General features: G+C 66.4%; 18 protein-coding genes and 1 other RNA gene. 12 read left to right on the top strand and 7 right to left on the bottom strand.

Translation table 11 applies throughout. The annotated features are described in order from the left end of the window. The first annotated feature begins 28 nt into the window (after positions 1 to 28). The 3 genes from gph (at position 29) to OKW35_RS31890 (ending at position 1,857) form a co-directional block, all read left to right on the top strand. Positions 29 to 742, top strand: a complete 714-nt coding sequence (gph, locus tag OKW35_RS31900) for a phosphoglycolate phosphatase (protein WP_184061341.1) — start codon at positions 29 to 31, stop codon at positions 740 to 742. A 144-nt stretch (positions 743 to 886) separates the two neighbouring features. Further along, positions 887 to 1,256, top strand: a transfer-messenger RNA (tmRNA) gene (ssrA, locus tag OKW35_RS31895). 232 nt (positions 1,257 to 1,488) lie between these two features. Continuing rightward, positions 1,489 to 1,857 (top strand): COG4315 family predicted lipoprotein, encoded by a 369-nt coding sequence (locus tag OKW35_RS31890; RefSeq protein ID WP_429554171.1) that lies wholly within the window; start codon positions 1,489 to 1,491, stop codon positions 1,855 to 1,857. 114 nt (positions 1,858 to 1,971) lie between these two features. On the opposite strand, the gene OKW35_RS31885 is transcribed toward OKW35_RS31890, so the two are convergent. Both OKW35_RS31885 and OKW35_RS31880 read right to left on the bottom strand, forming a co-directional pair. Beyond that, positions 1,972 to 2,238 carry a hypothetical protein gene (locus OKW35_RS31885; RefSeq protein ID WP_018421395.1) on the bottom strand — a complete coding sequence of 89 codons (267 nt, stop codon included), beginning with the start codon at positions 2,236 to 2,238 and terminating at the stop codon, positions 1,972 to 1,974. 130 nt (positions 2,239 to 2,368) lie between these two features. Next, complete coding sequence (locus OKW35_RS31880) at positions 2,369 to 3,448, bottom strand: substrate-binding domain-containing protein (RefSeq protein ID WP_187614509.1); 1,080 nt, start codon at positions 3,446 to 3,448, stop codon at positions 2,369 to 2,371. 133 nt (positions 3,449 to 3,581) lie between these two features. Here OKW35_RS31880 and OKW35_RS31875 point away from each other — a divergent pair, with 133 nt between their 5' ends. The 4 genes from OKW35_RS31875 to OKW35_RS31860 are packed head-to-tail and all read left to right on the top strand — an operon-like array spanning position 3,582 to position 8,919. Next, positions 3,582 to 4,067: an NAD(P)H-dependent oxidoreductase subunit E gene (locus OKW35_RS31875; protein WP_429554170.1), complete on the top strand. Its 486-nt coding sequence runs from the start codon at positions 3,582 to 3,584 to the stop codon at positions 4,065 to 4,067. Then, positions 4,064 to 5,638 (top strand): formate dehydrogenase beta subunit, encoded by a 1,575-nt coding sequence (locus OKW35_RS31870; RefSeq protein ID WP_429554169.1) that lies wholly within the window; start codon positions 4,064 to 4,066, stop codon positions 5,636 to 5,638. The genes OKW35_RS31875 and OKW35_RS31870 overlap by 4 nt, the downstream gene beginning before the upstream one ends. A gap of 15 nt (positions 5,639 to 5,653) precedes the next feature. Then, the gene (fdhF, locus tag OKW35_RS31865; protein ID WP_429554168.1) at positions 5,654 to 8,650 is read left to right on the top strand and encodes a formate dehydrogenase subunit alpha; all 2,997 of its coding nucleotides are present in this window, start codon (positions 5,654 to 5,656) and stop codon (positions 8,648 to 8,650) included. A gap of 8 nt (positions 8,651 to 8,658) precedes the next feature. Continuing rightward, a complete protein-coding gene (locus tag OKW35_RS31860; RefSeq protein ID WP_184027626.1) occupies positions 8,659 to 8,919 on the top strand; it encodes a formate dehydrogenase subunit delta in 261 nt (86 codons plus the stop codon). Positions 8,920 to 9,005: 86 nt separating this feature from the next. Here OKW35_RS31860 and OKW35_RS31855 read toward each other — a convergent pair whose 3' ends face one another. Further along, positions 9,006 to 10,730, bottom strand: a complete 1,725-nt coding sequence (locus OKW35_RS31855; RefSeq protein ID WP_429554167.1) for an FAD-dependent monooxygenase — start codon at positions 10,728 to 10,730, stop codon at positions 9,006 to 9,008. A 211-nt stretch (positions 10,731 to 10,941) separates the two neighbouring features. Here OKW35_RS31855 and OKW35_RS31850 point away from each other — a divergent pair, with 211 nt between their 5' ends. Beyond that, positions 10,942 to 12,789 (top strand): tetratricopeptide repeat protein, encoded by a 1,848-nt coding sequence (locus tag OKW35_RS31850; RefSeq protein ID WP_429554166.1) that lies wholly within the window; start codon positions 10,942 to 10,944, stop codon positions 12,787 to 12,789. A gap of 74 nt (positions 12,790 to 12,863) precedes the next feature. Here the strand turns inward: OKW35_RS31850 and OKW35_RS31845 are convergent, their stop codons facing one another. Next, positions 12,864 to 14,165 (bottom strand): MFS transporter, encoded by a 1,302-nt coding sequence (locus OKW35_RS31845; RefSeq protein WP_184061321.1) that lies wholly within the window; start codon positions 14,163 to 14,165, stop codon positions 12,864 to 12,866. A gap of 322 nt (positions 14,166 to 14,487) precedes the next feature. Between OKW35_RS31845 and OKW35_RS31840 the strand changes: the two genes are divergently transcribed. Then, a complete protein-coding gene (locus tag OKW35_RS31840) occupies positions 14,488 to 15,012 on the top strand; it encodes a GNAT family N-acetyltransferase (protein WP_018421404.1) in 525 nt (174 codons plus the stop codon). A gap of 200 nt (positions 15,013 to 15,212) precedes the next feature. Beyond that, a complete protein-coding gene (locus OKW35_RS31835; RefSeq protein WP_429554165.1) occupies positions 15,213 to 16,241 on the top strand; it encodes a hypothetical protein in 1,029 nt (342 codons plus the stop codon). Positions 16,242 to 16,250: 9 nt separating this feature from the next. Here OKW35_RS31835 and OKW35_RS31830 read toward each other — a convergent pair whose 3' ends face one another. The 3 genes from OKW35_RS31830 to OKW35_RS31820 all read right to left on the bottom strand — a co-directional run bounded on the left by OKW35_RS31830 (position 16,251) and on the right by OKW35_RS31820 (position 20,647). Beyond that, positions 16,251 to 16,964 (bottom strand): DUF2968 domain-containing protein, encoded by a 714-nt coding sequence (locus OKW35_RS31830; RefSeq protein WP_429404815.1) that lies wholly within the window; start codon positions 16,962 to 16,964, stop codon positions 16,251 to 16,253. Positions 16,965 to 17,309: 345 nt separating this feature from the next. After that, positions 17,310 to 18,761 carry a gamma-glutamyl-gamma-aminobutyrate hydrolase family protein gene (locus OKW35_RS31825; protein WP_429554164.1) on the bottom strand — a complete coding sequence of 484 codons (1,452 nt, stop codon included), beginning with the start codon at positions 18,759 to 18,761 and terminating at the stop codon, positions 17,310 to 17,312. Between the two features lie 128 nt (positions 18,762 to 18,889). Beyond that, on the bottom strand, positions 18,890 to 20,647 hold the full coding sequence (locus tag OKW35_RS31820; protein WP_429554163.1) for a cation:proton antiporter: 1,758 nt from the start codon (positions 20,645 to 20,647) through the stop codon (positions 18,890 to 18,892). A 214-nt stretch (positions 20,648 to 20,861) separates the two neighbouring features. Between OKW35_RS31820 and OKW35_RS31815 the strand changes: the two genes are divergently transcribed. Both OKW35_RS31815 and OKW35_RS31810 read left to right on the top strand, forming a co-directional pair. After that, positions 20,862 to 22,241: an amidase gene (locus OKW35_RS31815; protein WP_429355964.1), complete on the top strand. Its 1,380-nt coding sequence runs from the start codon at positions 20,862 to 20,864 to the stop codon at positions 22,239 to 22,241. Positions 22,242 to 22,369: 128 nt separating this feature from the next. Next, positions 22,370 to 22,879 carry a disulfide bond formation protein B gene (locus tag OKW35_RS31810; protein WP_429554162.1) on the top strand — a complete coding sequence of 170 codons (510 nt, stop codon included), beginning with the start codon at positions 22,370 to 22,372 and terminating at the stop codon, positions 22,877 to 22,879. Positions 22,880 to 23,201: the final 322 nt, after the last annotated feature.

Here is a 23,201-nt window from a genome sequence, read left to right as displayed (position 1 = left end):
CCCCGATCCGCCGTATCCGAAACGAACAATGAGCGACCCGACTCCCCTGCCGCAACGCGAACACAACGACGACACGCTCGGCTTTTGCCTCGCCGTGCTTTTCGACCTCGACGGCACGCTTGCCGACACGGCGCCCGACCTCGCGGCCGCCGTCAACAAGATGCGCCACGACCGGGGGCTCGAGATGGTGCCGCTCGAGAAGCTGCGCCCGCTGGCTTCAGCCGGAGCGCGCGGACTGATCTGCGGGGCGTTCGGCATCGGGCCCGATCATCACGAATTCGCATCGATGCGCGAGGAGTTTCTCGCGAACTACGAAGCAGATCTGTGCATCGAGACGACGCTCTTTCCGGGTATCGCGGAAGTGCTCGACGAACTCGACGCGCGCGGCGTGCGCTGGGGCATCGTCACGAACAAGGTCGCGCGGCTCACCGAGCCGCTCGTCGCGCAACTCGGGCTCGAGGAGCGCGCCGGCTGCGTGGTGAGCGGCGACACGACCCCGCATTCGAAGCCGCACCCCGCGCCGTTGCTGCACGCGGCGCGTGAGCTGGACATCGCGCCGGAGCGCGTCGTCTATATCGGCGACGATCTGCGCGACGTGCAGGCCGGTTTTGCCGCCGGCATGAAGACCGTCGCCGCGGCGTACGGCTATTGCGGCAACGACATTCCGCCGACACGGTGGCACGCGCAACACGTCGTCGAATCGACGGCCGAGTTGCAAACCCTGCTGCGCGACATCGGCTGACAAAGTCAGACAGATCGGCTGAAGGGCCCGTCCCGCACTCTTGTTAACAATATTGCACCATTCAGCAGGCACCAAAGACGCACGACGCGGCCCTCGATCTATTGTAAAATCTCCTTTGGCTCACATATGTGAGCAACGAACCGCGGGGGCGACCTGGTTTCGACAGGGGTTGCGAAGCGGCTAGGGCATGTCGAGGACCCGTCACCTCGTTAATCAATGGGAAAAACGTAACTGCAAACGACGATACGTTCGCACTGGCAGCCTAAGGGCCGCCGTCCTCTGCCTAGTTCACTGACGGGCTAGTGTCGCAAGACCGGTAGCAATACCGACAGAGGTCATATACGTCAGTTAAGCCTTGGCGGCGTCACGACGTCCGGGTCGAAAATTTAGTGAATCGCCGTAGCGCAGCGTGTTCGTCCGCGTCGCTGCGGTTAAATCAAAAGACAGAACTAAACATGTAGAACTGGTCGTAGAGGACTTCTGGACGCGGGTTCGATTCCCGCCGCCTCCACCAAATACCTGGAACGTTCGCGATGAACGGCCCCAAAAAACCCCGGTAGCGTAACGCTGCCGGGGTTTTTTATTTTCGGCACCGTCCGCGACGCTTTGCGGGCCGGCCACACGTCTCCCCTTCACTCAGCGGGGACGCACAACACGCCCCGGTAAATCCGCGGCCGCTGCCTATACTCGTAGCTCGAAGCGAATCGTCACTCGTCAACCACGTCGCCAAAACAGGAGCCTGCGTCATGCGCAAGACCATCGCTCTGCTGGCCCCGCTCGCACTCGCCGTGCTACACGCCGGCGCCTTCGCCGATCCGCCCAAACTGTCCGACGGCCGCTTCCTCACCACTGACGCCATGACGCTCTACACGTTCGACAAGGACACCACGCCCGGCGTCAGCGCCTGCACCGGCGGCTGCATGAGCAACTGGCCGGCGGCCACGGCGGCGCCGACCGACAAGCCGTCTGGCGACTGGACGCTGATCCCGAGCGCAGACGGTAAGCAACAATGGACGTACAAGGTCCATCCGCTGTATCACTATGCGGCCGACAAGCAGGCGGGCGATGCAAAGGGGGACGGTTTCAAGGAAATCTGGCACATCGCCAGGCCATAAGAAGCCACTCCGGCCGGCAACTGGGCCGCCATCGCCCCGCCACAAAGCACAACGCCGACCCAAGGGCCGGCGTTACGTCAAACCTCGAAGCTCGAGCGAAGCCCGAGCCAATTCTTATTCGTCTTTCGGGCACTGCAGATTGCAGCCATTCGGGTCTCCCATGTCGCCGCGCTTGCGCGCTTGCGAACGTCGGCCGTGCTGATACTTGTCCGACGGGGCGGACGCGGCGAATGGCATCTGCGGATGCTCGTTAATGCGGAATTCGTCGGTCAGGATGCCACCCGGCACGCCAGGCGAATTTTGCGCGTAAGCGACGGAGACGGTGGCACAGAGCACACCAGCCGCGGCAGCCGCGGCACATGCATGGAGAAGAGCTTTCATGTCGGTTCAGCGCGGCTTGGCGCGCGGTAGAGGCGGATACGAAGCCAAGAGAGTAGCCGAAACCGGCGCGCTGCGCAGCCGCGCACGCCGAGCGCCACCGCTTTTCTGGTTATAGGCTCTTACTCCGCCGTTACGCGAGCGCGCCGCCGAGCCCCTCGTCCAGATCGACGAGCCTGCCGCAGTCGCACGGATCGTAGCCGGCGAGCTGCTCGACGCGTTGATGAAACGCGCTGCCGCGCAACAGGTTGATCACCGTCGCGAGCGGCGCGCGAGAGAGGTGCGCGCGATCGCACGCGAAGTAATAGTCCTCGTCGACGATCGGAATGAAGTCGAGCCCGAAATGATGCGCGGCCGGCTCGACGCCGAAGCCTATGTCCGCCATGCCGCTCGCGACGAACGCCGCGATCGCCGAGTGCGTCAGCTCGGTCGACGCATAGCCGTTGACGCGGTCCGGGTCCACACCGACCTGTCGCAGCGCGAGATCGAGCACCATCCGCGTACCCGAGCCCGGCTGGCGGTTGACGAAACGGATGTCGTCGCGCGCCAGATCGCCGAGCCCGCCGATCCGCTTCGGATTGCCCTTGCCGATGAACAGACCCTGCTTGCGTCGGGTCAGATGCACGAGCACATGGCGTTGCGGATCGAGCCAGCGCCGGTAGGTATCGGCGCACACCGCGCGGAACTCGCCGAGCGGCAGATGAAAGCCCGCCAGATCGCACTCGCCGCGCGCGAGCGCACTGACCGCCTCGGCGCTATCGCGGTACTTGATCTCGACCGGCAGATCGTTGGCGACCAGCGCCGTAACAAGCGCGGCCACCGCGTAACCGTGCGACGCGTGGATGCGCACGTCATCGGCGGGGGGCGCAAGCCAGCGGTTCAGATCGCTCGCCACTTCGCTCGCAAGCGCCTGCAAATTGCCGTCGAGCCGCTCGCCGCAGAGCCGCTGCCCGCGCAGCACCGCGTGACCGAGCTCGGACAACACCGAGCCGCGCCCACGCTCTTTCGCGATCAGAGGACCACCAAACCGCTCCTCGATGCTGCGCAGCAAGCCCCATGCGTGCCGATAGGACAAACCCTTAAGCGCCGCGGCCTGCGCAATGCTGCCAGATTCATCGACGAGCGCGAGCAGCGGCACCACGTCAGACAGGCTGGCCTCGCGACCGTCCGCGCCCTTCACCACCAGCTCGACCTGACATTCGATCCTGACCATATATGTTTGACTGTTTCCTATTGCGCGCGCCGGTCGGCCCGCCTATCTTTCGGCTATACCATGTCGAATAAGCGAAGCATACGTGCGCGTATTATGAATAACAAGTGCATATATCGCTTTGGAGGAGCCCCCTTTGGACGATTCTCTCGCCACGGCGCCGGAGCAGCTCGTGCAACGTCACGCGCAGCCGGGCCGCACACTCATCACGATCCTGCACGCGATCCAGGACGAACTCGGCTTTGTGCCACCCGCGGCGGTCGGACCGCTCGCCCGCGCGCTGAACCTGTCGCGAGCGGAAGTGCACGGCGTCATCACTTACTACCATCACTTTCGCACCTCACCCGCCGCGCCCGTCACGGTGCAGCTGTGCCGCGCCGAAGCGTGCCGCAGCATGGGCACCGAGGCGCTTGCCCAGCACATCGAGGCGCACACCGGATGCCGCTTCGACGCCGGTCACCATGACGGCGCAACGGTGGAACTCGAATCGGTGTACTGCCTCGGCCAATGCGCGCTGTCGCCGGCGATGATGCTCAACGGCACGCTGCACGCGCGCATGTCGCCGCAAAAATTCGACGCGCTGTTCGCCGCTGCCCGCAAATGCGTGGAGGTGCCGGCATGACGCGCATCTATGTTCCGCGAGATTCGTCGGCGCTCGCGCTCGGCGCCGATGCGCTGGCCGAAGCCATCGCCAGCGAAGCCGCGCGCCGCGGCATTGCGATCGAACTGATCCGCAACGGTTCGCGCGGGTTGCTGTGGCTCGAACCGCTCGTCGAAGTTGCGACGCCCGAAGGCCGCATCGGCTATGCGAATGTCGACGTGGAAGACGTCACCGCGTTGTTCGACGCGGGCTTCGTCGGCGGCGGCGAGCATGCGCGGCGCGTCGGCGTGGTCGACGAGATTCCGTATCTGAAGAAGCAGCAGCGCCTGACCTTCGCGCGGATCGGCATCACCGACCCGCTGTCCATCGACGATTACGTCGCGCACGGCGGCCTCGAAGGCCTACGCAACGCCCTGCAAACCGACGGCGATGCCGCCTGCGAAGCGCTGATCGAATCCGGTCTGCGCGGCCGCGGCGGCGCGGCCTTCCCGGCCGGCATCAAGTGGCGCACGGTGCGCGGCGCGAAAGCCGCGCAGAAGTACGTCGTCTGCAATGCCGACGAAGGCGATTCCGGCACCTTCTCCGATCGTCTCGTGATGGAAAGCGATCCGTACGTGCTCATCGAAGGCATGATCATCGCCGGCGTCGTGACCGGCGCGACCGTCGGCTACATCTATGTGCGCAGCGAATACCCGCACTCGATCGCGACGCTCGAAGCTGCCATCGCCCGTGCGCGCACAGCCGGCTGGCTCGGCGACAGCGTGCTCTCGAGCGGGCAGCGTTTCGAGCTGTTCGTCGCGAAAGGCGCGGGCTCGTATGTGTGCGGCGAGGAAACCGCGATGCTGGAATCGCTCGAAGGCAAGCGCGGCATCGTCCGCGCAAAGCCGCCGGTGCCCGCACTCGTGGGTCTCTATGGCCAGCCCACCGTGATCAACAACGCGATCACGCTCGCCACCGTGCCGATCATCTTCGCGCGCGGCGCCGCGTTCTATAAAGACTTCGGCATGGGCCGCTCGCGTGGCACGCTGCCGTTCCAACTGGCCGGCAACATCAAGCGAGGCGGCCTCGTGGAACTCGCGTTCGGCGTGACCTTGCGCGAACTGCTCGACGACTTCGGCGGCGGCACCGCGAGCGGCCGGCCGGCGCGCGCGGTGCAGGTCGGCGGTCCGCTCGGCACCTATCTGCCGCCAAGCCAGTGGGACATTCCGATGGACTACGAGGCGTATGCGGCAGTCGGCGCGGTGATCGGCCACGGCGGTCTCGTCGTGCATGACGACACCTCGAATCTTGCCGAGCTCGCGCAATACGCGATGCACTTCTGCGCGCTCGAATCGTGCGGCAAATGCACACCGTGCCGGATCGGCTCGACGCGCGGCGTCGAGGTGATCGCGCGGATTCGCAACGGCGACACGTCGACGCGTCAGGTGCAATTGCTGCGCGATCTGTGCGACACGATGGTAGCCGGCTCGCTGTGCGCGATGGGCGGCATGACGCCGTATCCGGTGCTGTCCGCGCTCGATCATTTCCCTGAAGACTTCGGTCTCGCCGCCGATCCCACTGCCGACCACGCCACCAAAGCGGCCGCGGCCTGACTCCAGGAGTTCACCATGTCCGACCAGTTCAACCCCCCTGCCGGCGCCCCGAAGGAAGCCCCCCTGGGGGGCGGCTGCGGCTCAGGCAACTGCGCGTGCAAGTCGCAAGCCCAGGCACGCGCCGCCAACGCGTTCGCCGACGCGTTCGCCGACGACACCGACTACGGCACCCCCGCCCGCCACTCGGACGTCGACGTGACGCTCGAAATCGACGGCCAGGCGGTGACCGTACCGGCGGGCACGTCGGTGATGCGCGCGGCGGCTGAAGCTGGCGTCAACGTGCCGAAGCTGTGCGCGACCGATTCGCTCGAACCGTTCGGCTCATGCCGCCTGTGTCTCGTCGAAATCGAAGGACGGCGCGGCTGTCCGGCCTCGTGCACGACGCCGGTCGAAGCCGGCATGAAGGTGCGCACGCAGACCGACCGTCTGCAGTCGCTGCGTCGCAACGTGATGGAGCTGTACATCTCCGACCATCCGCTCGATTGCCTGACCTGCCCCGCCAACGGCGACTGCGAACTGCAGGACATGGCGGGCGTGACCGGCCTGCGCGAAGTGCGCTACGGCTTCGACGGCGCGAATCATCTGAAGGACCAGAAGGACGAATCGAATCCGTACTTCACGTACGACCCGGCGAAGTGCATCGTCTGCAATCGCTGCGTGCGCGCGTGCGAGGAAACCCAGGGCACGTACGCGCTGACGATCACCGGACGCGGCTTCGAATCTCGCGTCGCGGCCAGCGAGAACCAGCCGTTCATGGAATCGGAGTGCGTGTCGTGCGGCGCCTGCGTGGCCGCGTGCCCGACCGCGACCTTGCAGGAAAAGTCCGTCGTGATGCTCGGCCAGCCCGAGCACTCGGTCGTCACCACCTGTGCCTATTGCGGCGTCGGCTGCTCGTTCAAGGCAGAGATGAAGGGCAACCAGGTCGTGCGGATGGTGCCGCACAAGAACGGCCAGGCCAACGAAGGCCATGCATGCGTGAAGGGCCGCTTCGCGTGGGGCTACGCGACGCACAAGGACCGCATCAAAAAGCCGATGATCCGCGCGAAGATCACCGACCCGTGGCGCGAAGTCAGCTGGGACGAAGCGATCTCATACGCGGCATCCGAATTCCGTCGCATCCAGGCGAAGCATGGGCGCGATTCGATCGGCGGCATCACGTCGTCGCGCTGTACGAACGAGGAAACCTACCTCGTGCAGAAGCTCGTGCGCGCCGCGTTCGGCAACAACAACGTCGACACCTGCGCGCGCGTGTGCCACTCGCCGACCGGCTATGGTCTGAAGACGACGCTCGGCGAATCGGCTGGCACGCAGACGTTCGCCTCCGTCGACAAAGCCGACGTGATCATGGTAATCGGCGCGAATCCGACCGATGGCCACCCGGTGTTCGCCTCGCGTCTGAAGCGGCGCGTGCGCGAGGGTGCGAAGCTGATCGTCGTCGATCCGCGTCGGATCGACATCGTCGATACGCCGCACGTGAAAGCGTCGCACCATCTGCAATTGCGGCCCGGCACCAACGTCGCGATCGTCAACGCGCTCGCGCACGTGATCGTCACCGAAGGCCTGCTCGACGAAGCGTTCGTCGCCGAGCGCTGTGAAACCCGCGCGTTCGAACAGTGGCGCGATTTCGTCGCGCTGCCGGAGAACTCGCCGGAAGCGACCGAAGCGGCGACCGGCGTGCCCGCGCAACAGGTACGCGAAGCCGCGCGCATCTACGCGAGCGCCGGCAACGCCGCGATCTACTACGGCCTGGGCGTCACCGAACACGCGCAAGGCTCGACGATGGTGATCGGCATCGCGAACCTGGCGATGGCGACCGGCAACATCGGCCGCGAAGGTGTCGGCGTGAATCCGCTGCGCGGCCAGAACAACGTGCAGGGTTCGTGCGACATGGGCTCGTTCCCGCACGAGCTGCCCGGCTATCGTCACATCGGCGATCCGCTCGTGCGCACGCAGTTCGAAAACGCCTGGGCCGTCACACTGCAACCGGAACCTGGCCTGCGCATTCCGAACATGTTCGACGCCGCGCTGCACGGCAGTTTCAAGGGTCTGTACTGCCAGGGCGAGGACATCGTGCAGTCGGACCCGAACACGCATCATGTGGCGGCGGCGCTGTCGTCGATGGAATGCATCGTCGTGCAGGACATCTTCCTGAACGAGACCGCCAAATACGCGCACGTGCTGCTGCCCGGCTCGTCGTTCCTCGAAAAGGACGGCACGTTCACCAATGCCGAGCGCCGCATCTCGCGCGTGCGCAAGGTGATGCCGCCGCTCGGCGGCTACGCGGACTGGGAAGTCACGCTGCTGCTGTCGCGCGCGCTCGGCTACGAGATGGACTACACGCATCCGTCCGAGATCATGGACGAAATCGCGCGGCTCACACCGACCTTCCACGGCGTGTCGTACCAGAAGATCGACGAAATGGGCAGCATCCAGTGGCCATGCAACGAGGACGCGCCCGACGGCACGCCGACGATGCACGTCAACACCTTCGTGCGCGGCAAGGGCAGGTTCGTGATCACGAAGTTCATCGCATCGCCGGAGAAGGTCACGCGCAAATATCCGTTGCTGCTGACGACCGGGCGCATTCTGTCGCAGTACAACGTCGGCGCGCAGACGCGCCGCACCGAGAACTCGCGCTGGCATGACGAAGACCGGCTCGAACTGCATCCGCACGATGCCGAGGAACGCGGCATCAAAACCGGCGACTGGGTCGGCATCGAATCGCGCGCGGGGCAGACCGTGTTGCGCGCGAAGGTGACGGAGCGGATGCAGCCGGGCGTCGTCTATACCACGTTCCACTTCCCCGAATCGGGCGCGAACGTGATCACGACCGACAGCTCCGACTGGGCGACCAACTGCCCCGAATACAAGGTGACCGCGGTGCAGGTGATGCCGGTCGAGCAGCCGTCGCAATGGCAGAAGGACTATTCGCGCTTCAATAGCGAACAGCTCGAACTGCTGAAGCAGCGCGAGCTGGCCAATGCGGCCGCGGCCGTCACCGCGGGCAAGTGAGGCGAGCCATGGACAATCGGAATCTGATCGACATGGCGAACCGGATCGGTGACTTCTTCGAGTCGATGCCCGACCACGAGGAAGCGCTGACCGGCGTCGCCGAACACATCCGCCGCTTCTGGGAGCCGCGCATGCGGCGCGCGCTGCTCGCGACGCTCGACGAAGCGCCGGACACGTATGACATCGCGCTATCGGACTTCACGCGCGAGGCGATCGTCAGGTATCGCGAGAAGTTGACGCCGGCGCCGGCCCAGGCGCCGGCGGCTTAGGCTCGGGCGGTTTCCCCAATCAACCAGGCGCGGCGGCGCGATCCGCTGCCGCGTGCGTGCCCATGCCACGCAACGGGCGGCGCCGATCACAACGTCGCCTGTTCCGATATCTCTCCCCCAACCGTAAACCACGCTTCGCAGTGCCGTACGAGACCGTGCAGGTCCGAGCCGGTACGTCCGCGCGCGCTGATGTAGCCGTCGGGCCGCACCAGATAAAACGACGGCCGCGTGCGCCCATACGATTCGGACAACGCCGGGCCGCCGTCGCCGCTCGTATCGGTGACGCGCCAGATTCGCACCGCGTTCGGCAGCAGCCGCTCGACCTCGGCGGCGAGCTTTTCTACTTCGGGGTCCGGCGGCGGTGCATGTTTCGCGGCGGGATCGAGCGGCGTGCCATCGACGGGCAGCGGCGGCAACAGCAGAAACAGCGAGAAGAACGCCGGATCGTGCAGATCGAAAATGCAGCCGACGCCCGGCGCGCGTCCCAGCGGACCGTCGACGACGTGCACGAGCGCATCGGGTGCGCGCTCGCCCGCGCGCGGGCCGCCGTCGAGCACGCGTTCGAGCGTCAGCGGACTGCGCCGGTACTGGATCGACAGCTCGCTGATCGTCGCGCGTGCGGCATCGCGCAGCGGACCGAACGCGGCCAGCACCGGCATCACGCGCTCGCGCAGCAGCTTCATCGGTCCGTGATCGGCCTCGGCCATCTGCGTGATGAAACCGGTCTGCCGCAGCACCTCGCGCTCGATCGGATGTCGCTCGGCGTGATACGTGTCGAGCAGGCGATCCGGCGCCGCGCCGCCGATCACGCGCGCGAGCTTCCAGCCGAGATTGAGCGCTTCCTGGATGCCGGTGTTCATGCCTTGTGCGGCCGCGGGGCTGTGTACGTGCGCGGCATCGCCGGCGAGGAAGATGCGGCCCACGCGCAGCCGGTCGACCATCCGGCTGTTCACGTGGAAGTACGCCGACCACGCCAGATCCGACACGTCGACGCGCTCGCGCACGCGTCGCGCGATCAGCGCCTTGCATTGTTCGAGCGACGGCGCCGGCGCCCGCTCCAGCGGCGGCTCGCCGAGCACCGCGGGGGCCGGCGGCGCGGCGCTGTCCGACGGCTCGACCGCATGATCGGCGATCAGACGATGGCGGCCGTGGCCCATCGGAAACAGGGCGACGAGACCGTCGCCCGACGCGAAGATATGGAACTCGTCGTCGGGCCAGTCGGTTTCGGCATGCAGGTCGGCGAGCAGAAAGGTCTGGTCGAAGGTCTTGCCCTCGAAGTTCAGGTCGAGGCGATGGCGAATCGAACTGTGCGCGCCATCGGCCGCGATCAGATATGACGGGCGCATGGCTTCCGTGCGGCCGTCCGCGCGGCGCAAGGTCGCCTGAACGCTCGCGGAGCCTTGCATGAACGCCACGAGCTCGACGCCGCGCTCGACCTTCACGCCGAGCGTCGCCAGATGCTCGGTCAGGAGCCGCTCGGTCACCGACTGGTCGAGAAACAGCAGATAGGGATAGCGCGTGTGCAACGGGTCGAAATCGAGCTGCGCAAGCCGCATGCCGTTCGAAAACAGATTCGCCACGCGCGCGCGATGGCCGAGCTCGAGAAACGGTTCGACCAGCCGATGCTGCTCGAGCAGTTCGAGCGTACGTGCCTGAATGCCGATCGCGCGCGAGTAAGGGTTCGGCTGCGGCGCCTTGTCGATCAGGCGCACGGGGACGTGGGCGCGCGCGAGACTCATCGCTGCGGCAAGTCCGGTGGGACCGGCCCCGACGATCAGCACCGGCGACGCGTCGTAGGCGGCAGCGTCCATGCGGAACTCCGGAGGCAACAATGCGTTCTAGTGTACGCCGCCGCTCTTGCGGGCACGGGTGCGCTGCATCAATCGCGCGTCGGCAAGACGGGTCGCGCGGGGGGGCCATCCGTCGTTGCCCATGAACTCACGCTCCGCGCAAATCCGGGCCGCTTGCGCAAGTATGGGAAAATGCGCCCTCAGTCTGATTGATCCAAATGCCCTCCCCGTCATGCAACCTGTATTTGACCGCGCGTTCGCGGCGCATCGTGACGGCCGCCTCGACGACGCCGAACGCGGCTACCGCGCCACGCTCGACCACGACCCCAGCCACGTCGACGCGCTGCATCTGCTCGGCGTGCTGCGCCACCAGCAGGGCCAGCACGCCGAAGCCGCGGCGCTGGTGCGGCGCGCGGTCGATCTGCGCCCCGAAGACGCGGCGCTGCAGCTGAACCTCGGCAATGCGCTGAGGGCGCTCGGCCAGATCGACGCCGCGATCGAGCAGTTCCGCAACGCGCTGACGCTCGCGCCGACCTTCCCGATGGCGCACTACAACCTCGGCAACGCGTACGCGTCGCAAGGCCGTCACGAAGACGCCGCCGATGCGTTCGAACGTTCGCTGCGCCTGCAGCCGAACGACGCGTCGTCGCACAACAATCTCGGCAACGCGCTGCACGCGCTCGGCCGTCACGCGGACGCGATCGCGTCGTTCCGGCGCGCGCTCGAGCTGCGCCCCGGTCACGCGGGCGCGCTGAACAACATGGGCATGTCGCTGAACGCGCTCGATCGACCGAACGAGGCGGTGCCCTGCTTCGAGGCCGCGCTCGCCGCCGAGCCGCGCTTCGTCGCTGCGCACTTCAATCTCGCGAATACGTTCGATGCGACCGGCCGCCATGCGCGGGCAGTCGCGTCATTTGAAGCGGCGCTGCGTCTGCAGCCGAACCTGCCGCCCGCGATCTATGGCATGGGCAACGCGCTCGCGGCGCTCGGCCGTGCCGAACAGGCGCTGCCGTATCTGGAGCGCGCGGTCGGGCTCGATCCGCAATTCGCGCTCGCGTGGCTTGCGCTCGGCACCGCGCACCAGGCGCTCGGCGCGCACGCGGCCGCGGTGCGCGCGCTCGATCAGGCGTTGCGGCTGCGCCCGGATCTCGCGTCCGCGCATATGAACCGTGCGCTCGCGTGGCTCGCGATGCGCGACTTCGAGCGCGGGCTGCCCGAATACGAATGGCGCTTGCAAACCGTCGCGCAACCGGTGATCCAGACGTTGCCGCGCTGGCACGGCGAGTCGATCGAAAAATACACGCTGCTGATCCATGCCGAACAGGGTTTCGGCGACACGCTGCAGTTCGTGCGCTTCGTACCGCTCGCAGCGCAACGCGCCGCGCGCGTCGTGCTCGAAGTGCAGCCGCAGTTGGTGCCGCTCTTCGCGCCCGTCGCGAAGACGTGGCGCGTCTCGCTGATCGCGCAGGGCCAGTCGCGCCCCGCCGCCGATCTGCAGATTCCGCTCTTGAGCCTGCCGCTAGCGCTCGGCACGCGCTACGACACGATTGACGCGCGCACGCCCTATCTGAGCGTGCCGCCGGCCTATGGCCGCAAATGGCGCGGCTCGCTCGGCGGTCAGGCGAAGCGCAAGATCGGGCTCGCATGGTCGGGGCGCATCCAGCGCAACGAAACCCGCACGATGCCGCTCGCCGCGCTGGAGCCGCTGTTTGCACTGGATGGCATCGACTGGATCGTGTTGCAGCCCGATCTGTCCGAGGACGACCGCGCTGCGCTCGACGCGCATCCGCGCGCGGCCGCGATCCATCGCTTCGACCACCGCATCGGCGACTTCGCGGATACCGCGGCGATCGTCGAGCGGCTCGACGCGGTGGTGTCGATCGACACGTCGATCGCGCACCTCGCGGGCGCGCTGCGCAAGCCGCTGTGGCTGATGCTGCCGTGCGCCGCCGACTGGCGCTGGTTCGACGGCGACACGCCCAGCCCGTGGTATCCCGGCGCGACGCTCGTGCGTCAGCCGCGGCCGGGCGCGTGGGATGAAGTCGTCGAGGTGGTCGCTAGCGAATTGCGGCACGGGTAGCCACAGACCACGCGCCGCAAACAAAAGACCCCGCTAGCGCGGGGTCTTTTGTTTTCAGAACACGAAGTGAACCGTCAGGCCGCCCGATACTGATTGCGTGACTCCGGCGTACGATACAGGAACAGCGTCGCGAGCAGACCGCAGATTGCCGCCACGCCGAGGACCAGGCCCGGCGCCGCCTTGTTGCTGGTCACGTGGATCAGCAGCGTGGCGATGGCCGGCGTGAAGCCGCCGATCGTCGTCGCGAGACTGTACGCGAGCGAGAAGCCAGCGGTTCGCACTTCGACCGGCATCACTTCGGTCAGCGCGACGACCATCGCGCCGTTGTAGCAGCCGTACAGGAACGACAACCACAGCTGCACGGCGAGCAGACGCGCGAACGACGGTTCGGCGACGAGCCATTGCAGCGCCGGATACGCGGTGAGGATCGTCAGGATCGTGAACGCGAGCAGCACCGGACGGCGGCCGACGCGGTCCGACAACGCGCCGGACAACGGCAGCCAGATCAGATTCGAGATACCGACGCAGACGGTGACGACGAGCGCGTCGATCGCCGACAGCTTCAGCACTTCCCTGCCGAAGGTCGGCGTGTAAGCGGTGATCATGTAGAACGACACGGTCGTCATGACGACCATGCCCATGCCGCCCAGCACGATCGGGTAGTTCGCGAGCATCGACTTCAGGATCTCGCCCACGCTCGGACGATGCTTGCGCGCCGTGAACTCCTCGGTTTCCTGCAGCGAGCGGCGGATGATGAACAGGAACGGCACGATCAGACAGCCGATCAGGAACGGCACGCGCCAGCCCCACGCGAACATCTGGTCGGCGGGCAGAATCTTGTTGAGCCCCACGCCGATCAGCGCGGCGAATACCACCGCGACCTGCTGGCTGCCCGACTGCCACGAGCAATAGAAGCCCTTGTTGCCCTTCGTCGCGATCTCCGACAGATACACCGACACGCCGCCGAGCTCAGCGCCGGCGGAGAAGCCTTGCAGCAGCCGGCCGAGCAGCACCAGCACGGGCGCCACGAGCCCGATGGTCGCGTAGCCCGGTATCGTCGCGACCGTCAGCGTGCCGAGCGCCATCAGGCTCAGTGTGAGGATCAGGCCTTTGCGACGGCCGTGATGGTCGATGTAGGCGCCGAGCACGATCGCGCCGAGCGGACGCATCAGGAAGCCCGCGCCGAACACGGACAGCGACAGCATCAGCGATGCGAAATCGCTGCCGCCAGGAAAGTAGGTCTTGGCGATCGCGGAAGCGTAGTAGCCATAGACCATGAAGTCGTACATTTCAAGAAAGTTGCCGCTGACAACGCGGAACACTGTCTTGACCTTGGATTCTTGGGTGGTGGAAGCGGCGTGGGTCGCTGTAGACATGACACTCTCGGATAAGCCCGTCGCCCTGTCGGACGGATCGACGCGGACGGTGACGAGCGGGCAGTTGGAACGATCCACTGCGTTTGGCAAGCGGATGCCGCAGGCGGACGCACAGGTATAAGCAAGTGCGCCCGGGGGCGCCGCATTTTGCTGCTCACGGCGCTCATTCGATATGAGGGTAAACGCTGAGCTCGATGCCGGGCTGATGCCACGTAATGTTACTGCTGATAGGGTCGACGCGAAACGCATACAGTTTGCTTACGCGCGACACCCGCGGGCGGCCGCAGACTGTCCGCGCGAGGCCATTCAGTCGATTACTCCGATGCGAACCACCCCTGCTCTTTCCCTGCGCCCCGCCACGCTCGAGGACGCCGCGCTGATTGCGTCGATCCACAGCGCCAGTTGGCAGGCGACCTATCGCGGTCTGTTGCCCGACGCGTTCCTCGACGGCGAAGTCACGCGCGAACGCGCCGCCTATTGGGAAGCACGTCTCGGCGCGCCGGGCGGCGAGCGCCGCATCGTGCTGATCGCCGAGTTGGCCGGCGAGCCGGCCGGCTTCGTGTGTGTCGAGCGCCAGCCCGAGTCCGCGTGGGGCGTGCTGCTCGACAACCTGCATGCGCTGCCCGGTTATCAGGGCATCGGCGTCGGCAAAACACTGATGCACGCAGCCGTAGACTGGACGCGCGCGCAAGGCGAGGCACAGCTGTATCTGTACGTGCTCGAGGGCAATACGGCGGCGATCGGCTTTTACGAGCGACACGGCTGGCAGTTGGTCGGCGCGGAGCCCGATCAGATGGGCGGCGTGGATATCACCGCGTTGCGCTACGTGTACCGGTTGAAGGCTTGAACGCCGCGGTTGAGTGTGTGTGAAGCGCATGGCGTCGCGGGGACGGCGCGCGCCGGCGGTGTTCCTGTTTTCGGAGTCATCTGAACGGTGGACGACGTAGTTTCGAGGCATGATTTTCTGTTGCCGATGGCTTCATCGGCCCCCTACAGATTCCGTCACTGCCGCACCGGTGTGACTGTCCGAGACACCGGAAGAAACCGATGACCAGCACGCCGCTCATCCTGATCGAAGGCGCATTCGCGCTTCCCCCTTTCCGTACGCTCGACCACCTGCCCGAACCGTTCGGCCGCGACTGGGCGTTGCTGTCCTGGCGAACCGGGCTCGATTCGCTGTATGCCGCGCTGCTGCGCACCGTGTGCATCAGAGATCAGCAGTTGCTGTCGTATGGGCAGTGGGTGTCGATCGACGGCGTGCTGACCGGCGTGCTAACTGACATGAAGCGGCCGGCAGAGAAGCCCGTCGCGAACGCCACGCAGCCTGCCGGGGAACCGTCGAATACCGCGACGGCGGCGCATCCCGCTATGCAACGGAAGGTGCCTCAGGGTCCAATGCGAATCCCGCTCAAGGCCCGCTCGCCGCGAATCGCGCAGCGGCGCACTGTGCGGCATCGGCGAACGGTCGCGGCGAGTGCCGTCGTAATCGGCTGCGTCGCGGTGCTGGCGTGGTGGATCGTCGATCAGCCTCCGGCGCCGCGGCATATGGCCTCCGACATGCTGAAATCGGCGCAAGCTCTGATGCCCCGTCGCGATGCGCCGGCGCCGGTAGAAAAGCGTCGTGCGCAGCATCATCTGGTTGCGAGTCCCGAAGCACCGGTGATTGCGGAGGCCGTCACACCGGCTCCTGTGCTTCCGCCATTACCTGTCGACGTGGCCGCCGCCGCACCCGCGCGCATCGTGGCTTTGCCTCAGGGCACCGCCACGCGACATGCGCCCACGCCGCGTGACGCGATTCGCTCATCGCCTCCGCGTCGTGCGCTTCGCGTGCAAACGCATCCGCTTCCGGTAAATCGCCCTGCCGCGAATGACCCATCGCATGAAGCGCGCGTTCGTACCCGGTTCGGCGAAGACGGATACGCTGATGTAACGACGTTCGCCATGATGTCTTTGCGCGACGTCGCGCCGCTGCCGCGCTCCACCATGTCGAACAATCTGCCGGTAAATAGCACCGAGTGGATGAACCACATATCGCAGCGTCGCGTCACCGAAATCCCGGAACAATTCGCGCAATGAGCGCCGCCGTTACTTCGACGCAGGCAAACCCGCTTCCGTCTGCTGCTGCAAGCGCGTGACCGCACTCTGAAGCTGACGCAATTGCGCCTGCGCGTTGTCGCGCTCCGCGCGCAGCGCGAGCGCCTCGTCGCGCGTCTGCCGCTGCCGGTCGTCGACCTTCGCCTGCTGCGTGCGGGCGACGTCGAGATCGGTCTGCAGCCGTTGCGCCTGCTGCTGCGATATCGCGATGCTGCCCTGCAGATACGCATTCTGCGCCTGCAACCGCGTGCGATGAATCTCGACGTCCGCGAGTTGCTGCGTCTGCTGCGCGAAACCGGCGTAGATCGCTTCCGCGCGCTCTGCCGAATCGCTCCTGATCACGCGCCAGAAATGCTTGTTCTGAAACAACGCGACGTAGTACGTCATCCGCGGCGGATGGAAGAACAGGCTCGCACCATAGCTGCCGTTATAGGTCGTGCGCAGTTCGCTGAGGTTCGCGTCCTGGATCAACTGGATCAAATCGGCGACGTCGCCGCGCGCGGCGGCGGGCGTATTCGCGGACACCTCGGGCTCAGCGACGGACTGGGGGCCAGCCTCTCGCGGCGCCAACTCCCCTGGAGCCGGCCGCGTGCCCGCCAGCGGCGCGCTCACGCTGTCCTGCTGAGCCACCGCAACACCCGTATGCCACAACGCATAGACACCGGCGAGCAACATAGCGCGCCGGATAACCAAGGAGTACTTCATATGCCTGCTCCACGCCGATCGAGAATGACGTTGGATTATCGCGCGGATTTATCGCGACGCGAAGCTCGTGGGCACTGTATGGACACGCTCGAAATCGAGATAGACGGTTGGCGCAGCGAACCACTCCATCCAAAATCACAGTCGCAAAATAAAGACGCCACCCAGCTCGCACTCCTGATTATTTCGAGAGAAGAAAACGCACTGCCACATAACGTGACAGTGCGTCAGATGGATGGAATGGCTCCGTCGGGCTGCGGAAAACAGCGAAAGCGCGGGACCGATGCGCAACCACGCCGCGGACTCAACCTCGACCGCGCACGCCGCGCCAACGCAAACCCGCCTTGCTTAAAACCGCGTCTCCCGCGCGACCCGCAGGAACGTATCGAGCAACGGCGTGCAATCGAGCAGCTCCGGGCCGCCCGCGCGATGAAACTCCGGGTGCCACTGCACGCCCATCACGAACGGCGCGCGCCGGTAGCGCACGGCCTCGATGATGCCGTCCGACGCCGACACCGCCTCGATATTGAGATCGCGGCCCAGCGTCTTTACCGCCTGATGGTGAATCGAGTTGACGATCGCGTCGCGCCGTCCGGGGAACATGTTCACCAGCGTCGAGCCATCCGGAAAATGCACGCCGTGCCGGTGCTGATCGTAGTTTTCGTTGACGTGGACGTTCGCGGTGGGCACTTCGGTCGCGATGTCCTGATATAGCGTGCCGCCGAACGCGACATTGATCAGCTGACAGCCGCGGCACACGCCGAGCACCGGCTTGCCCGATTCGACGAACTCGTGCAGCAGTTCGAGCTCGTACATGTCGCGCACGCGGTCACCGGGCCATTCGTGGCTGGTCGCCGATTCCGCATACGTCTGCGGCGACACGTCGGCGCCGCCTTGCAGCAGCAGGCCATCGAGATGCTTCGCATAGTCGCGCAGGCGGATGTTGCTCGGGTGCAGCATGCCCTGATGACCAACGGTCGGGATCATGAACACCAGCACGTCGCGCGACATCACCCAGTGCGCGACCGACTCCTCCAGATACTGCAGCGTCTTGCCGCGCAAGCCCTTCGCGCCCGGTTCCGGATGGAAGATGCGCGCCGACACGCCGATGCGCAGCGTGCGCTGCGTGATCCGCTGCCCCGCGCGATCGAACAGCTGCCGCGCGCGCGCCGCGATGATGCGGCCGAACACGCTCCACGCGGAGTCGCTCTGCTTCAGATAACGCGGTGGCGACGGCGGCAGCGCGTTGGGTGGCGGCGGGTTCGTGGCGCTGAAATCGGGTGCCGCGCCGAAACCGGGCGGCGGCGAGCCGGGCGCGCGCGCCGCGGGTGCGGCGGCTGCCTCGGTGGCGATTTCGTCTTCGGTGGCGAGGTCCGCCGCGCTGCCGCCAGCCGCGCGCGGCTCGCCGGCGGCCACCGTCGGTTTCGCGAGCGGCTCGGGTTTCACCATGGTCGCGCCGCCGGCGTACGCACCAGCGCGCTGCGCTTCGCGCTCGTGCACCTTGGCTTCCTGCCGCGCGGTCGATTCGGCGGCGGCGCTGCGCGCCTCGGCCGCGTCGCGCAGCCGAGCCGTGCGCGGATCTTCGGGCGTGACCGACGATGCGCTGAGCGGATCGTCGGTCGACGACCTCGCGGTCGCCTCCTCGGCCGTCGGGCTCGTGTCTTTGGCGGCCGACTGGGTGGCATCTTCACGCGACGGAGGAAGCGAGGCGGCCGGTTCGGCCGGCGCGCTGCTCGGCGCGGGGGAGGCCGGCTGCGGACTGCCGGTCGTGCCGGCGTTTTCGGGTTTGTTTTCGCTCATGACTGTCGGACGGGCGCCTTACACGCGAACGAATGAATATGCCCTGATTATCCGTCAGTGCTGCAGGCCCCGCAAACCCGCACACAATTGCTCACATTGTTGCGAAGCGTTACACGGACCCCGATGAGTCAAGGATCCGGCCGCTCTTCGAAGGTTTCCCGCAACGCGATCTGCATCGACGCATGAATCTTCACGCACCAGCGCCACACGAGCGCGAGCAGCAGCGCGGCGCACACAAGCACGGCGACGAGCAGGCCAGTCGGCGGCAGGATGCTGCCCGACAGCGCCGCCACCAGCACAAACACGCCGATCATCGACACGATCGGCACGAGATCGGCGATCGCGTGACGCAGCGGGCTCGTGAAGCGTCCCGCGGTGGTCGGCTGCACGCCGACTTCGGCAAGCAGCAGCGCGAGCGACTTGGTCTTGCGATACACGGCCACGAGAAACGGCAGCGAAACAACGAGCGCGACGCTCCACTGCACGACGCGTTGCAGCGGCTCGTCGTCGAGCCAGTGCGCGAGCAGCCGGCCGCTATGCGGCGCGCTATACGACACGGCGAGGAAAATGGCCACGACGAGCGCGAGATTCACCGCGATCTGCAATACGATCCGCCGCGTCATGCTGATGAGCGTCGGCTCGCCGCGCGCCGTGACCAAACTGCGCAGCCATTGCCCGTACATGCCGAACACGTTGGACAACGTGGCGGGCATCGCCTGCCCGATGCGGCGCGTGAGCGGATCGGCGACGCGGATCAGATATGGCGTCGTCAGCGTCGTCAATGCCGACACGGCGACCGCGATCGGATACAGAAACCCGCTCGTCACCTTCAACGTCAGACCGAGCGTCGCGATGATGAACGAGAACTCGCCGATCTGCGACACGGTCATGCCGACGCGCATCGAGGTGCGCGCGTCCTGCCCCGACAGAAACGTGCCGAGCCCGCACGACACGATCTTGCCGACGATCACCGCGAGCGTGATGACGGCGATCGGCCACGCGTAGTCGAGCATCACGGCCGGGTTCAGCATCAGTCCGATCGTCACGAAGAAGATCGCGGAAAACGCGTCGCGCAGCGGCGCGATCAGATGCTCGATCCGATGCAGATGACGCGACTCGGCCATGATCGCGCCGATCAGGAACGCGCCGAGCGCGATGCTGTAATCGAGCTTGACGACCAGCAGACAGAAGCCGAAGCAGAAGCCGAGCACGGACACGAGCATCATCTCGTCGCTGCCCGTGCGCGCGACGTAGTTCAGCGCGCGCGGCACGAGCAGCACGCCGACCAGCAGCGACACCGTCATGAACAGCAGCAGCTTGCCGAGCGTGACGGCCGCGAGCCCGGCCGACAGCTGCCCGGTCTGCGCGATGCCGGTCAGCAGCACGAGCATCGCGATACCGAGAATGTCCTCGACGATCAGAATGCCGAACACGAGCTGCGCGAAGCTTTCGCGTTTGAGTCCGAGATCGGACAGCGCCTTCACGATGATCGTCGTCGACGAGATCGCGAGGATCGCGCCGAGGAACAACGAGTCCATCGGAGTCCAGCCGAACGCGCTGCCGATCTCGTAGCCGATCCACAGCATCAGCACGATTTCGGACAGCGCGGCGACGATCGCCGTCGCGCCGACCTCGAACAGCTTGCGCAGGCTGAATTCGAGGCCCAGCGAAAACATCAGGAACACGACGCCCAGCTCGCCGAGCGTCTGGATCGTCTGTTCGTCGTGGATCAATTGGAACGGCGGCGTGTACGGTCCGATGATCACGCCGGCCGCGATATAGCCGAGCACCACCGGCTGCTTCAGGCGATGGAACAGCACGGTGACGACGCCGGCCAGCGCCATCACGACGGCCAGATCCTGGATGAAGCCGATGCCATGGTGCATGAGCGCTTTCCTTACAAACAGTAATCTCAGAAAGCGCAGTGTAGCAAACGAACCGACCATCTTTTTGGCGAAGTCGCGCGCCGCGCCGCGCCGCCAGTAGCAGGCCGCTCGGCCGCAAAACCTTGCTCTACAATGCGGACGGACCTTTCCCTTTGGCTCCGCACTGCCTCGCTCATGCGCCCGCGCTGCGCTCAACCGGATTTCTACCGACATCATGGCCACTGAATTCGCCCCCTTCCCGCCGCTTGCCCAGCTTGCCGCCGATCTCGCCGCCGGCCGCACGACGAGCCGCGCGCTCGTCGAAACCGCGCTGGACCGGATCGCCGATCCGGCTGGCCAGGGCGCCGCCGTCTTCATGCACGTCGACACCGACGCCGCGCGCGCCGCCGCCGACGCGCACGACCGCCTGCGCGCGGCCGGCACCGTGCTCTCGCCGCTCGCCGGGATTCCCGTGTCGGTCAAGGACCTGTTCGACATCGAAGGCCAGCCGACCCGCGCGGGCTCCGTCGTGCTCGCCGACGCGCCCGCCGCGAAGGCCGACGCGGTCGCGGTCGCGCGTCTGAAGCGGGCCGGCGCCGTGATCGTCGGGCGGACCAACATGAGCGAGTTCGCGTTTTCCGGACTCGGCCTGAATCCGCACTACGGCCATCCGCTGTCGCCGTACCGGCGCGGCGTGAAGGGCGACGAGCGGATTTCGGGCGGCTCGTCGTCGGGCGCGGCCGCATCGGTCGCCGACGGCATGGCCGCGGTCGCGCTCGGCACCGACACCGGCGGCTCGATCCGCATCCCGGCCGCCTTGTGCGGGCTGACCGGCTTCAAGCCGACCGCCGCTCGCATCCCGAAGCAGGGCGGCGTGCCGCTGTCGTCGACGCTCGATTCGTTCGGGCCGATCGGCGTGTCGGTCGCATGCTGCGCGCTGGTCGACCGGATGCTCGCCGGGCTCGAGCCGCGCATCCCGGCCGCGCGGCCGCTCGAAGGCGTGCGCCTCGGCGTGCTGACCAATTTCGTGACCGACGGCGTCGAGCCCGAAGTCGCGCGCGCGATCGATACCGCGCTCAAGCATCTGGAGGCGGCCGGCGCGATCGTCAGCGAGGTGCGCTTCGCGCCGCTCGACCGGCTGCCGGAGATCAACCGCTTCGGCTTTTCGTCGATCGAGGCGTATGCGTGGCATCGTCCGCTGCTCGACAAGCATCGCGAGCAGTACGATCCGCGCGTGCTCGCGCGCATCATGAAGGGGCAGCCAGCCAGCGCGGTCGACTATCTGGACCTCGTCGCCGAGCGCGACGCGATGCTCGACGAAGCCGCGCGCACGCTGTGGCAGCGTTTCGACGCGGTCGTCGCGCCGACCGTGCCGGTCGTGCCGCCGCGCCTCGCCGACCTGCTCAACGACGACGACGCGTTCGGCCGCACCAATGCGCTGATCCTGCGCAATCCGAGCGCGTTCAACTTCCTCGATAGCTGCGCGCTGTCGCTGCCGTGCCATCTGCGCGGCGACGCGCCGGTCGGCCTGATGCTGGCGGGCGCACCGCACGCCGACGACGCGCTGCTCGCGATCGGCCGCGCGGCCGAGGCAGTGCTGAAAGCGATCCGGTAAAGCGCGCCGGGGTTGGCCGCCCGGCGCGGTCGCCGCCGTGCCAATGTTCAGGCAATAAGTGGCGCGGCCGGGGTTCGCGCTAGAATCGCGGGCACCCGCCCTTTCGTCTCCAGACCAATCGATGATCCATGACTAACGACTCCGCAATGCTGCGCCGCGAGCGCACCCTGCTGGTTCTGCTCGGCCTGATCTGCCTCGCCCTCGTGGGCGGTGCGTTGTATCTGCAGTTCGGCCTGCGCGAAGACCCGTGTCCGCTGTGCATCATCCAGCGCTATTTCTTCCTGCTGATCGCGATCTTCGCGTTCCTCGGCGCGAGCTTCAGGCACTGGCGCGGCGTGCGCCTGCTCGAAGTGATGGCGGCGCTGTCGGCGCTCGCCGGCATCGCGACCGCGGCGCGCCATGTGTACATCCAGGCGAATCCTGGCTTCAGCTGCGGCTTCGACGCGCTGCAGCCAGTGGTCGACAGCCTGCCGCCCGCGCAATGGCTGCCGAGCGTGTTCAAGGTCGCGGGCCTGTGCGAAACCGCCTATCCGCCGATTCTCGGGCTGACGCTGCCGATGTGGTCGGGCGTCGCGTTTATCGTCGCGTTCGTCGCACTGGTGCTGAGCCTGGTGCGCAATCGCCATCGGGTGTCCTGACGGGCGGGCAACTTGGCCGAGCGAGCTTCGAACGCCGTCTGAAGCGCCGAACTCGCCGCCAGGGCGCTTACCGATTCGCATCGCCAATGACGCCGGACTTCGTGTTGTCCATGCCGGGCACCGAAGTCCGGCGTTTTTTCTGCGCGACGTTCCGCGATCGCGCGCCGTTCCTGTCGGTCCCCGCTCCACGCACGCAACTTCTCGCCTCGGCGCGAATCGTACCCGGATCATGACCGCCGCCGCATGAGCTTCATGCGACACGGGAAATATTTTCGGGCCGGGGTAGTGCTATCTTCGGGTATGGATGGCGATCTACGTGCGC

Source organism: Paraburkholderia sp. MM5477-R1 (assembly GCF_050436385.1).
GTDB lineage: Bacteria > Pseudomonadota > Gammaproteobacteria > Burkholderiales > Burkholderiaceae > Paraburkholderia > Paraburkholderia tuberum.
The sequence above is the reverse complement of the archived record's forward strand: the minus strand, read 5'-3'. Positions and strand labels throughout refer to the sequence as shown.

Coding starts and splice junctions, on each gene's coding strand:
- gph (WP_184061341.1), top strand. CDS start 29: ATGAGCGACCCGACTCCCCTGCCGCAACGCGAACACAACGACGACACG.
- OKW35_RS31890 (WP_429554171.1), top strand. CDS start 1,489: ATGCGCAAGACCATCGCTCTGCTGGCCCCGCTCGCACTCGCCGTGCTA.
- OKW35_RS31885 (WP_018421395.1), bottom strand. CDS start 2,238: ATGAAAGCTCTTCTCCATGCATGTGCCGCGGCTGCCGCGGCTGGTGTG.
- OKW35_RS31880 (WP_187614509.1), bottom strand. CDS start 3,448: ATGGTCAGGATCGAATGTCAGGTCGAGCTGGTGGTGAAGGGCGCGGAC.
- OKW35_RS31870 (WP_429554169.1), top strand. CDS start 4,064: ATGACGCGCATCTATGTTCCGCGAGATTCGTCGGCGCTCGCGCTCGGC.
- fdhF (WP_429554168.1), top strand. CDS start 5,654: ATGTCCGACCAGTTCAACCCCCCTGCCGGCGCCCCGAAGGAAGCCCCC.
- OKW35_RS31860 (WP_184027626.1), top strand. CDS start 8,659: ATGGACAATCGGAATCTGATCGACATGGCGAACCGGATCGGTGACTTC.
- OKW35_RS31855 (WP_429554167.1), bottom strand. CDS start 10,730: ATGGACGCTGCCGCCTACGACGCGTCGCCGGTGCTGATCGTCGGGGCC.
- OKW35_RS31850 (WP_429554166.1), top strand. CDS start 10,942: ATGCAACCTGTATTTGACCGCGCGTTCGCGGCGCATCGTGACGGCCGC.
- OKW35_RS31845 (WP_184061321.1), bottom strand. CDS start 14,165: ATGTCTACAGCGACCCACGCCGCTTCCACCACCCAAGAATCCAAGGTC.
- OKW35_RS31840 (WP_018421404.1), top strand. CDS start 14,488: ATGCGAACCACCCCTGCTCTTTCCCTGCGCCCCGCCACGCTCGAGGAC.
- OKW35_RS31835 (WP_429554165.1), top strand. CDS start 15,213: ATGACCAGCACGCCGCTCATCCTGATCGAAGGCGCATTCGCGCTTCCC.
- OKW35_RS31830 (WP_429404815.1), bottom strand. CDS start 16,964: ATGAAGTACTCCTTGGTTATCCGGCGCGCTATGTTGCTCGCCGGTGTC.
- OKW35_RS31825 (WP_429554164.1), bottom strand. CDS start 18,761: ATGAGCGAAAACAAACCCGAAAACGCCGGCACGACCGGCAGTCCGCAG.
- OKW35_RS31820 (WP_429554163.1), bottom strand. CDS start 20,647: ATGCACCATGGCATCGGCTTCATCCAGGATCTGGCCGTCGTGATGGCG.
- OKW35_RS31815 (WP_429355964.1), top strand. CDS start 20,862: ATGGCCACTGAATTCGCCCCCTTCCCGCCGCTTGCCCAGCTTGCCGCC.
- OKW35_RS31810 (WP_429554162.1), top strand. CDS start 22,370: ATGACTAACGACTCCGCAATGCTGCGCCGCGAGCGCACCCTGCTGGTT.